The sequence below is a fragment of the Flavobacterium sp. 40-81 genome (genome assembly GCF_001898245.1).
Classification (GTDB): Bacteria; Bacteroidota; Bacteroidia; order Flavobacteriales; family Flavobacteriaceae; genus Flavobacterium; species Flavobacterium inviolabile.
On sequence record NZ_MKTM01000002.1, the window covers coordinates 1 to 12800 of the forward strand.

A 12800-nucleotide genomic window follows, 5' to 3' on the forward strand; every position below is an offset into this window, starting at 1 on the left:
ACCGGGCAGTTTTTTTGTGGGTTTACACAAAAAACACCCGGTGCAGCAAAAGGCTATTCCTGTTGCTGTTTGTTTTGGTTATATGGGGAGTGATAACCGTATGTTATTTTAATGGGGAGCGTATATTGTTGTATTACAACAGGATAAACATAAAGCTTTATTTTGAGATATACAAATAATATTTAGAATAATGTTTAAAAAAAACAAAATACTGCGCTATAGTTATTACATTTCTACAGGTATTTTTTTAGCGGAGGTTTTTCTTATTCCGGTAATAAAGCGAAAAAGGATGTCCCAACCGCAGCAGCAGCAAGACCAAAAGCAGTAAGATTCCTTCTGCAACCGCCGCTTTGACATGGTGTTCCAGCAAATAGAAACCGCTTATGACCACAAATCGCGAGGCCATTAAAAAACAGCCCCATACAAATGCAGCCGGAAACAATATTATAACGGTATTTAAAACGGTCACGATTCCCAATACCATAATCCCCTCAGTAGAAAAACCACATTCATAAAAAATGGCGACCAGGCCGGGCTTTCCGGTAATCAGGTCAATGCCTTTGAACAGTTCTTCAATCACTAAAAATACCGTGAGCAATATGCTGATATACCGCCCTAATTTCCCCGTTACCCTAATCCTTTTAGCTTCCATATCAATCTCTTTTTTCGTATTGCTACCTGTAATTCCTTTTTAAACGTCATGCTATAACCAACCACCTTTATTAAAAGAAGGGGCATAAAGCCCCTTCTTTAATTTACCACTGGTTGCAGTCCCGTGGTAAATCCTAAAAACCAAAAAAAACTAACTTCCTGCTAAAGCTATTCACTTTGTGTGACCCTACCGGTCAACACTATTCTTACTAAGATCTCCAGTATGCTCATAAATATAGCACCTCTTCCCTGTCACGTTCTTCTAAGATCACATCATACTATTATGGCCAAACAAATTGATTTCTTAAACCCCCATTAAAAAACCGCGATGGTACCATAAATCAAGACAATGCAGGAAAGAAGGCTATATCAAAACAACAGATTGGTAAATCTTACTAATACAGTCTATTTTATTTATTCTTTTTCCGGTGCCTGATCTTTCAGGATAATAATGAATTCCGAACGCCGGTTAAGCTCATGTTCGGCTTCTGTACATTTCACACCATTACCGCAATTGTTAATCAGCTGTGACTCTCCATAACCGTCACCCCAAATTCTTTCCGGAGAAATAGCACCTTTATGGATAATATAATCGATGGTCGCTTTTGCCCTGTTTTTGGAAAGCCTCATGTTAAAGTCATCCTTCCCTCTGCTGTCTGTATGCGAACGGACTTCAATGGAAATACTCGGACGGTTCTTAATCAGGTCAATCACTTTATCCAGTTCTTTTTCGGATGATTTCCGGATGCTGTAGCCTCCGTAATCAAAATAAATCGGATTCAGTTTTAGTTTTTCCGTAAGGTCATCCCCTTCTTTCAGGGTTACGACCTTATCGTCCACAATTACCGACAGTTCGTTAAACAAGGCTACCGATATTTCTTTGCGTTCTGAAATTTTCACCCCGTCCACAAGCACTTTCTCGGAAGCATATCCTTTCTTTTTAAACAGGAACGTATGGTTTCTGAGCGGTGGCAGATCCAGTGTATATTTTCCGAGTGAATCCGTTAAAACCGTTTTGATTTTTTCATTCCGTTCGTTGAAAATAACCACGCTCACGCCGGCTATCGGCTCCGTTGTCATGCTGTCTTTTACCGTACCGAAATAAACGGCATTCAGGTTAAACGGAAAGCGGATCGGCTTGTTTTCCAGAAATTCATACAGATCATCATCGCCGCTGCCACCCGGTTTGTTCGAGGTAAAAAAGCCTCTTTTTGTTTCGTTGTCAATCACGTAGGCAAAATCGTCATAGACCGAATTAACCGGTTCGCCGATATTGACCACCACATAGGTACCGTTACTGTCTTTTGCCGCAGCAAAAATGTCCAGACCACCCATACCGGGATGCCCGTCTGAAGCAAAATATAATATTCCGTTATCGTCTACAAAAGGAAAGGTTTCCCTGCCCAGTGTGTTGATCTTGTCGTCCAGTGCTTCCACCTTTGATTCCAAACCGCCGCCTTTTTTCCTGTTTACCACATAGATATCGGTATTTCCCATCTTATTTTTCCGGTTGGAAACAAAAAACAACTGGCTGTCGTCCGGGCTTAGAGCCGGATGTCCGGAAGAAGCGCCATCTACATTTATCGGATACGGAAGCTGTACAATATTTGTCCAGACCCCGTTGATTTTCTGTGCCTGATAAAGTTTTAGCTGGCTGACTTCCTTTTTATTTTTTCCGGCTGTTTTTTTGTTGTGATACAATTCCAGACGGGTAAAATACATCATGGTGCCGTCTTTCGTAATTACCGGTGTACTCTGGTGGTACCGGGCATTAATATCGCCGGGCAGCTTCTTTTCATTTTCCAGTCTTCCTTCATTGTTAATCGTTGCGGTATATAATTTCAGGAACGGCTTTTCGTTCCAGTTGTGTTTGCGTTTGATAAAAACACCGGAATCTTTTGCTGTTGCATAGATAATTTCCTTGTATTTGGGCAGCTGCTCAAATACTTTTACCGGCACATCTTCCTTATTTTTATTTTTTGCAGCGGTTTCACTTCTTGCTGCCAGGGCACGCTCGTCGTCATCCATTCGCTGCTCTTTTTTTTCCCTGGCTATTCTTGCTTTTTCTTCTTTTTCAAACTGCGCAATTTCTCCCGCCTGCTTTATGGTTTCTTCGTTGGGTACTAAAGCTGCCCCCATGTCGGACAAACCGGAATTTATCCTTGCTTCCGTTATGTCATCATACCGTCCGGACTGTTCCGCTATTGCGGCCATATATTCTTTTAACCGCCATTTTTTAGCTTCTTCCTCTTTTCCCATTTTGGAATAATAGTTTTCCATAGCCGTTAATGCCTGGGAATAATCCTGATTGGCGCGTAACGCCTGCGAATACCTGAAATAGTATTCCGGAGCCGGTGTTCCGCCCAGATCCATTAGTTTGGCATACCATTCCAGGGCTTTGGTATAGTCCGAATTAAAATAATAGGTGTCGCCCAAACGGCCGTATACTTCTTTGGTTGTATAGCCTTTTTCAACCAGCTGTCCGTATAATTTCCGGGCTTCAATAAAGGAAAACTCCTCATATTTTTTGTTGGCTTTTTCCAGTCTTTTATCCGGTTTTTGTGAGAATCCGACAGTACTGCTTAAACCGAAAAGTAAAACCAATACCAGATTTCTATTTAATATCATATCTATTGAATTACATGTTAGTTAGAAAAATCTTGGTGACATCATTCTGGCTTTAAGAGGCGAAATCAAATCAAAGCGCAGGAAAATTTCATGCGATCCGGAATTGTATTTCCCCAGTCTCTCGGTATCAAAATCATAGGCATAGCCAATATTCAGTCCTCTCGAGATCTGAAAACCTGCCATACCGCTCACGGAAGCATCCCAACGGTACGCCACTCCTAAAGTGAATTTTTCATTAAACAGGAAATTGGCCGAAATATCTACCGCCAGCGGAGCACCGTTAACGGCTTTAACCATTGCTGCCGGCTTGAACTGAAGGCTTTCATTCAGGTCAAAAACATACCCTCCCATCACATAAAAGTGCATTTTTTCTGTCGCTACCGAAGTTTGTATATCGTCATAGAATTCGGTTTCCAGAAAACGGGGAACCGATAGTCCGGCATACCATTTTTCGGCATGAAAATAGGCTCCGGCTCCAACATTCGGCGACGTCTGGTTGATCACTCCCCGCAATTCCGAATCGGGATTGTCGTGAATGGTCAGCCGGTTATAATCGACTTCCAAAAAGTTACCGGAAACACTGATCCCTAATGACAGTTTTACCGTAGCGGACAGTTGAATCGGATAGGAATAACTGGCCGATACCGTTGTTTCTTTCGATACGCCAATCTGATCGTTGACTACCGAAAATCCCAATCCCTGGCCGCTGGCCGTTATGGGGGAATGAATCGTAAACGTACCGGTTTTAGGTGCGCCTTCCAGCCCTACCCATTGGGTGCGGTACAGTCCCAGTATGCTCATTACTCCCCTGGTTCCTGTATAACCGGGATTGATATTCATTGTATTGTACATGTATTGTGTGTACTGCGAATCCTGTTGCCCGTAACTATTCATACCCATTACAGCGATTAACAGCAGCATAATATTTTTTTTCATAGGTTTCTCTTTTTGAATCCGGAATACAGTATATTCTTGCTTCTTTACTTTTCCCGGAAACAGTTAATTTATCTGTAAATAGCCCACCCTGTCTTTGGTTCTGCCCATTAAGGTGACATATTTCAGCACATAGAAATAAGTGCCCGTTGGCAGTTTCTCTCCTTTATTAATTGTTGTTCTTCCTTCTGATATACCCCAAAACCAGTTGTTATTAATTCCATACGCCTGCGTATCATATACTTTCACACCCCATCGGTTATAGATTTCCAGCGAGTTATCCGGAAAATCGGCTAAACCGTCAATAAAGAAGTAATCGTTCATCCCGTCGCCATTCGGGGAAACCCCGTTGTAGATAACGATGTTGTCCGGTGTGTCTTCATAAACCCGTGCCAGCGTGAAAATCCCGTCATTTCTGATGGCTGCCGTTACCGTTTTATTGGCCGGATCTACTGCCGACGGATAGAATTTCCATTCGGCATCCGCTACGTCCCAGCGCACAATGGCGAATACCGTATCCGGGTTTCCGTTAATAAAGGTTGCCGGAGTAGTATTTTCATTCCAGGTTAAGGTTAAAGCCAGATCAATACTGGTTTCCTGGCTTTCAAATTTCCAATATTCCGTTTTGTCTATCTGTTCGATAATGGATTGCCGCTGGTTGTTCGGATATAAAGCATCGGAACCTTCCAGGTAGTAATGCCCTTCGAAACTATTACCGGGACTACCGCTGCTACTAATGGCCATCGGTCTGAAATAACCGGCATCACCAAAAGGGAATTCAAACGCATTGTTGCCTTTCCGCCCTACGGTACCGTCCACAAAACTGTCGTCGCTTGTATTGCTTTGGGTAGCCTCTGCTTCAAAAACAATTTCTCCGCCGGAACCGTCTACATCTACAATACCTTCATAGAAATCTGCATTTCCGGCTATAGAAATAGCCCCGGTGAGCAGAAAGGCCGGCTGTATGGTATTATTGTTAAAAAGCACACTGTAAAATTCACTGGGCAACGAGCCGGAAATGGTCTGCGCGCCCGAACTGCTTTCAAAACGGGTAAATCCCGAATTGGATAAAGGCGTAAAGGTGAATAAACCGTCATTATTGAAATTACCATGAAGTATCAATTCACCGTCATTTACGACATCACCGGTTACTTCATTGTCAAAATCAAAATGAGTTGAAAAAACCGTTCCCGGGTTGATTTTCAGATCACCGGTATTGATGGTCTGGGCAGCAACACTGCCGGTAAAAAAAAGTGATAAAATAACGGCACTTAAATAAAATTTCATTCTGTTATTTTTTAAAGTTAACTATCATTATGTCCTATCTGACTAATTGTACGGAAGGCTTTCCTCCAGTTCGATCAGATCATTCGGAATACTTTTAATTTCATTGGTTTTACTGTCCAGCAGTACCATTGTCAAGGTTTGATAGACCACATAATTTCTGGCAATTTCATTTGAAACGCCGCCATCAAGCACCAGCTGCACCCAATCCGGATTAGCGGTTATAATATTGTTTCTTAAAGGAATGGCTTCCTCATCTTCGTCAATATTAATGGCGATGATTTCCAGCAAATCACTGTTCTTCTTTAGCCTGGTAAAGGAAGCCATTTCCCTAATCTGATCCAGACAATGTCCGCAGCCGGCCAGCCAGAAAACAATCAGCCGGTACGGTTTTGTGGGCAGGGTTGTGTACAACTGGAATTTCGGACTCAGGTAATTCGACCGGGGCTCTGTTCTGGAAACAAAATCCGGCGCTTTATCGCCCACATTCAAATACTTGGATCCTTTCAGTTTTAACCGGACCAGTTCCACATTGTTTACCCAGCAATTCCCTTCCATAGCTACTTTTTCAATGTAGGCCATCGCTCTGGGATATTGCCCCCTTTCAATGCCTTTATATAAAAAATCTACTGCCCAGCCGTATACCAACGGATGCCCGGCATATACTTTTCCCACGATATTGCGGGAAACTTCCAGCACCAGGCTGTCCTGAACATCATAATCTTCCGGATACTGCAACGTAAACAGGTCAATATAGTTCTGGAAATACTTTGACAGCCGGTTGGTGGTGACCAACAGCGGATCTTCAAAATCCATATTGTCAAAATACTGTTCCACAATACTGTCCGGAATCCTGATTCCTTTTTTATCAAAACGATACTCCGGATACCGGAAAAAAACATACAGATGCGAAACATACAGTTCCCGGTGCCTTGCTGCTTCTTTTTTAATCCAGTCATTGTATTCCGCTACCGCCTGCCGGTATTTTTCATACGGCTCCTGAGCCTGTCTTTCTTTTACCGGTTTTGTCTTCCCTGCAAGCACGTGTTCCAGTGCCTGTATGGCTTCCACTCTGTTTTCCTGCTCTTGTAAAAAACCGGAAAAAACCGGGTTTTCCAGATCGGACATTTCAAACTGTAAAAAAGCACTTCCTAACGGGTCTATCACGATATTCAAAGCTTCTTTTACAATTAAAAAATGCATTCTCTTCTTTCGGACGTCTCCTTTTGTTTTCACATATTCCGTTTGGAGTATCACCTCTCCGGACAGGTATTTATCGGGTATCCTGAAAATCTCTTTCTTTCCTTTCGGAATGGTTTTACCGGAGATAATCTTTTTCTGCCCGATGCCGTCCTGGACCAGAACGGTAATACTGATGCTGTAACCGGAGGCCAGCGTGATGCTTAACGGGATCTTCTTTTCCTCTTTTTTAACAGCAGCATTCACTTTTATAAAAAAGGAGGTCAGACAGACGAAAAGCATCCAAAACGTTTTTTCCAAAGAAGATGTCATAATTATTTTTTAGTTAGTTAGCCTGAATTAAAGTATTGTTTTGGGTTTACTTTACCGGAACTTTCCATCTTCCTGTTGCCCGCCGGATTTATAGCAGTTGCTCCTCACAACCGGGTACTGTATTGACAGCCCGCCGGAAGAGCAACGCTTTGCTCTGATTCCATTAAATTCAATTAAGGAATCAAATAGCCTGAATCTGTATTTTCCTGAACATATTTAATTGCCCATGCCCATGTATTTGCATAAAGTAAACTGTTGTATACTGTGGTTCCCGGAGGAGCATAGGCTTTTGGCTGCGGTCTGCCGCTTGCATCAATTTTAGCCGGATAACTATATAAATTTTCGTGGGTTGAACTTCCTGACGCCCAGACTCCGTCTCCGCAGTAGAAGAATCCTAATGTATTATGTTTGAATGCAAATACACCTGCCAATGTCGGATGAATTGCCAGTGGTGCTACCGTTGCCGGCAGTCCGCCTGTAATGTAATTACGCTGGGCACTTCCATCCTGACCTAATTTTAATCCCTGAATATTTCCGAAAGGACCGTTTAGTATCGGATCGGATACACTTGTAACAGTTGCCGAAATAGAACCTCCTCCCTGCGCATTAATGGTTGCCGAAGCTCCACAGATGGTGTTTACCAAATTCTGCTCCTGTGTAAAATTGCTTTCATTTGATGCATAGATCAGTACTCCCTTTTTATTTTTGACAAAATTGTTCAATACTGAAGTCGTTTCCGCAGAAGGGCTATATCCTGTTCCTACAATAACAATATCAATATTATAAGTGTTGATAGTGCTTTTCAGAGAATATCCCTGGTTTGTACCGCCATTAAACAAGCTTATTCCCTGAACCGGTACCGTTCCACTTGGTCCGAAATTTACCGTCGACATTAGTATTTCTTTTGGTGAATAGCCTGTTTGCGCTGTTGCCGGCTGTCCTAATCCTATTCCTAATCCCAATACCCGCATTGTACGGTACATATTGGTAAAGGCAATGCTTTTTGTACAACTGGCTCCGGAGTTACCCACACCGCTTACGGTAAACAGAAACGAACCTGCCGCCACCGGTACACCTGTTGCCATGAGTGTTACCACCTGGGTTCCTACCGTTGAAAAGGTTCCGCTTCCGGAAAAAGAGATACCGTTAACCACATCAGTAGAAATGGTATAGCTTCCAACGCTGGCCACCGTTACCGGTACTGTCATTTTGTTGGCCGCTGTCATTGCGGTTCCCGTCATATAACTGCCGCTTACCGTAATACCGCCGCAATTGATGGTATAAGATACCGGTGGTACCGCTACCGTAATGTTAACCGTACAGCTACCAGCTGTAGTGGCACTTCCGGTTAGCGTTACTGTATTGGTTCCCGGAGCTACCGGAGTACCGCTTCCCTGTAGCACAACCGTCTGGCTGCCTAAAGTGGTAAAGTTACCCGAACCGCTAAACGAATAGCCGTTTACGGTATTGGTGTTGATCATATAATTACCTGCTGCGGTAACATTTACCGTTAGCGTTAGCGTATTCGAAGCATTCAGCGCCACACCCTGTACATAGCTTCCCCCCACCGTTATTGAAGGGCAAAGCATGGAAAATTCTGTAGCAGCCGGAATCACGGTAATCGTGAATGTACAGGATTGTACCACATTATTGATCGAAATCGTCACGGTTTCTGTTCCTGCCGCTACCGGTGTTCCAACACCCTGTAACGTTAAAGTATAAGTCCCGGTCGTTGGAAAAGTCCCGCTTTTTTCAAAATAAAAGCCATTGGCTGTTCCTGTTATTTCATAGGTACCCGGCTGGGTTACCGTTACCGGAACCGTTATAAAATGGGTCTGGTTTAACGGTTCGCCCGCTTTATAAACACCCTGAACCGTTACGGCGCTACATTGTGCTACCGCTAAATTTGCCTGTGGCAGCGTACCACACATACTCAGCCAGGTATGTATACTTTCCTGATAATAATTATAACAGTTGGTTGTGGTATTGAAAATCGTCAACCCGTTAATCAGCGAGCTCGTTGGAATAGCATCCCTTTCTGCTGTTGTCATACGGGACAGCAATACTCCTCTCATATTACTTTCTACCTCAAATAAAGCGCCCGGTGCCGGATTACTCGGAGTGCCCGGAACACTGTTATCTCTGATTTTAATACCAACCTGTCCTGAGACTGTCAAACTAATCAGCCCGATTAGCAAAACCAGAATAAAATTTGATTTTATAGTATTTAATTTCCTCATAATATATGTTTTATTCATACTCCTTCTTAATTATATGGTTTGAAAAACAAACCGAAACAACAAAAGCGTCTGCCTCTTTTTCTGCTAAACTGCTCATTCCTATTCCATCCGGCAGACTCTTCACCGTTGTTGTTCTATCCGGATATTCTTTCACTCCGGGGAACCAGTGTTATTACCAACACCAGTTTCCCCAAAATGAAAAACTACCTCAAATCACATTCCTAGTTTTGTCAGCTTTTTTTCAAGGCTGTCCATTCTTTCCTGCAATGCTTTTATCTCCTGATCTTTGGCATCCAACTGTCCCTGCTGCTCAATAATGTGCAGGTACAATTCTTCGATTTTTTCCAACGATTGTATGGAAAGTTCCGAGATGTTAAAGGAGTATCCTTCTTTTGTTTTTTCCAGCTTCGTGATTGGAGTAATGCCCGGCAAGTGTCTGTTTTTGTTTATAAATGCCTTTGTTTCTTCCAGCGATTTGAATTTGTAATCTGCTTTTAGATCGGAAGCACCATCAAAATAATCTTCAAAAACATAATCGGCATAGTATCCGTTTGTCGTGGTGATCGCCCCGTTTACGCGCAGCTTTTCATTTAAAGAGCCGGACGGCGCGGCATGTCCGATACCAACCCAACCCATAGTATACACATCTTCCATATTGGATGTTGCGCCAATGCTGTTCGTCACACTAAACCACGGTTCTTTTATTAACGGTCTTAAATCAAGTACATTGGTTGTTCCGTCTTCATCTTTATAATCCAGACTGCCAGCCCCGCTATTACCGGAAGCGTTTACCGTTAATGTGGTTAAGGTTTCAGCATCGCCCACCAGATCCTGCATTGCCAGTTCGTTTGCCGTACCCGCTTCATCCGTATACACCAGTTTATGTGTTGTGTCGTTGTACGCTAATGCTGTTACCGTTTCATTGATGTTTGTTGTGGCACCGTCTTCATCCGTATAAACGGCAATCTGGTGCCCGGGAACAGTACCGGTTATGGTTGTGGTAGTCTCTTCGGCATCGATAATCTGGGTAATTTCATTTACAAACTGCTGATTTGTTACCAGGTTTGAAATAAACGTAGGATTGCTCGAAATAGCCGTTACCGGCATCGCTACCGCTACCCCCTGGTTATCGGTCAACGTCAGATTATCATTGGTAATCGCTAAACTCTGGTTGATGTTGTTTGTATCCAACCCGTTTATTAAAGCGGTCAAGTCAACTACAGTAGAATCTCCATTCTCATCGGTATACGTCAACGTACCGTTTGCTGAACTGTACACCAAAGTGGTTAAGGTTTCCGCTCCGCTTACCAGACTTAACAGATTCAGTGTATTAGCAGTACCATCTTCATCCGTATATGTTAGTGTATTAGCCGTTGGGTTATACGTCAAACTGGTCAGCGTTTCCTGATTCTGGATAATTGTTGTCAGGTTTGTAATAAACTCCGAATTTTGCGTCAGGTTATCAATAAACGTATTGTTACTGGCAATATCTGCAACCGGCATCGTTACTATCACGCCCTGGTTATCGGTCAAAGCCAGATTATCATTTGTATCGATTGCCAAACTCTGGTTAATGTTATTTAATCCTTCCGTGGTAATAATATTCGTAATATCATTGATAAACTCCGAATTTTGCGTCAGGTTATCAATAAACGTATTGTTGCTGGAAATATCCGTAACCGGCATCGTTACCACCACACCCTGGTTATCGGTCAGAGCCAGATTATCATTTGTATCGATTGCCAATGTCTGGTTGATGTTATTCGTGTCCAGTGTCGTTAAATCAATGGCAGTAGCAACCCCGTTTTCTGCGGTATAGGTCAGTGTGTGCGTTGCCGGAGTGTACACCAAAGTGGTTAAGGTTTCCGCTCCGCTTACCAGATTTAACAGATTCAGTGTATTAGCAGTACCATCTTCATCTGTATACGTCAGTGTATTAGCCGTTGGGTTATACGTCAAACTGGTCAGTGTTTCCTGATTCTGGATAATCGTTGTCAGGTTCGTAATAAACTCTGAGTTCTGCGTCAGGTTATCGATAAACGTAGTGTTACTGGCGATATCCGTAACCGGCATCGTTACCACCACACCCTGGTTATCGGTCAGAGCCAGATTATCATTTGTATCGATTGCCAATGTCTGGTTGATGTTATTCGTGTCCAGTGTCGTTAAATCAATGGCAGTAGCAACCCCGTTTTCTGCGGTATAGGTCAGTGTGTGCGTTGCCGGAGTGTACACCAAAGTGGTTAAGGTTTCCGCTCCGCTTACCAGATTTAACAGATTCAGTGTATTAGCAGTACCGTCTTCATCCGTATACGTCAGTGTATTAGCCGTTGGGTTATACGTCAAACTGGTCAGTGTTTCATGATTCTGGATAATTGTTGTCAGGTTCGTAATAAACTCTGAATTCTGCGTCAGGTTATCAATAAACGTATTGTTGCTGGAAATATCCGTAACCGGCATCGTTACCACCACACCCTGGTTATCGGTCAGGGCCAGGTTATCGTTTGTATCGATTGCCAACGTCTGGTTGATGTTATTCGTGTCCAGTGTCGTCAAGTCAATCACTGTCTGAATACCGTTTTCATCGGTATAAGTCAGTGTGTGCGTTGCCGGAGTGTACACCAATGTAGTTAAGGTTTCCGTATCGTTTACCAAACTTAACAGGTTCAGTGTATTGGGCACACCATCCTCATCCGTATAGGTTAAGATGTGTGTTGCCGGATCATACGTCAAACTGGTCAGTGTTTCCTGACTCTGGATAATAGTCGTTAACTCGGTTAAAAAATTCGGGCTGTTTAGAATCGTATTCGCATTGTTAATCACATCGGCGACCACATCAATGGTGGTTGCCGTATTATTTTCACTCGTATATATATACACACCACTGGCTGTATTGACCAATGTGGTAATCGTTTCATAGGTTTTAACAATTGCCTCAAAATCAATTACAACCGGATTTCCGTTTCCATCAATATAGGTAAATATATTTGTTGTCGGATTATAGATCACCACACCTTCAGACGGGGTTGCTTCACTGGAAATAACGATTCGATTCCATTTGTTATCATACCAGTAGTAATACCCCGGTGTCACATTATTGGGTGCCGTCCCTGCCGTAGCACTGTTAAACACCAATAAACTGTTCGGTATTCCTCCATTATTTAATATCGGGTTGCTGCTCGTTAAACTTTGAAGCGACACATTAGGAATTAAAACCCCTTTATTAGTTGCTGCAACATGCAATTGTGCAGACACATCAGGTGACTGGATTCCAATACCAACCTGCCCATAAGTCACATAACCACCTAACAATAAAAAAAGTAAGGGTAAAAATTTATTTTTCATACATTCATGATTTTAAAAAAGAGTGCCGCACTTTCCAGATGCCGCACCTAATTACATTAACTTCTCGATGCAAAGTGAGCCATTCTAAACAAGATATACCGCATAAGCATCCCCACTTATATACGCAACGCTTAAAAAAAACACCAAAACACTGAAAACCAATACAATAACATCTTATTTCTTTATACTCAAAACCTCACAACAATG

7 protein-coding genes are annotated in these 12800 nt (G+C 42.7%); all 7 read right to left on the reverse strand.

Going from position 1 to position 12800, the window contains the following annotated elements:
• Positions 1-247: 247 nt before the first annotated feature.
• Complete coding sequence (locus BGO42_RS00025) at positions 248-652, reverse strand: hypothetical protein (RefSeq protein WP_273247120.1); 405 nt, start codon at positions 650-652, stop codon at positions 248-250.
• 413 nt (positions 653-1065) lie between these two features.
• Positions 1066-3279, reverse strand: coding sequence for an OmpA family protein (locus BGO42_RS00030; protein WP_177735268.1), 2214 nt, complete (start codon positions 3277-3279; stop codon positions 1066-1068).
• A gap of 21 nt (positions 3280-3300) precedes the next feature.
• Positions 3301-4215, reverse strand: coding sequence for a PorP/SprF family type IX secretion system membrane protein (locus tag BGO42_RS00035; RefSeq protein ID WP_177735270.1), 915 nt, complete (start codon positions 4213-4215; stop codon positions 3301-3303).
• A 63-nt stretch (positions 4216-4278) separates the two neighbouring features.
• Complete coding sequence (locus tag BGO42_RS00040; protein ID WP_177735272.1) at positions 4279-5499, reverse strand: T9SS type B sorting domain-containing protein; 1221 nt, start codon at positions 5497-5499, stop codon at positions 4279-4281.
• Between the two features lie 42 nt (positions 5500-5541).
• Positions 5542-7008, reverse strand: coding sequence for a thioredoxin-like domain-containing protein (locus BGO42_RS00045; protein WP_273247119.1), 1467 nt, complete (start codon positions 7006-7008; stop codon positions 5542-5544).
• 173 nt (positions 7009-7181) lie between these two features.
• Positions 7182-9248 (reverse strand): phage tail-like protein, encoded by a 2067-nt coding sequence (locus BGO42_RS00050; protein ID WP_273247118.1) that lies wholly within the window; start codon positions 9246-9248, stop codon positions 7182-7184.
• Between the two features lie 213 nt (positions 9249-9461).
• Positions 9462-12593, reverse strand: coding sequence for a phage tail-like protein (locus BGO42_RS00055; RefSeq protein ID WP_273247117.1), 3132 nt, complete (start codon positions 12591-12593; stop codon positions 9462-9464).
• Positions 12594-12800 lie beyond the last annotated feature (207 nt).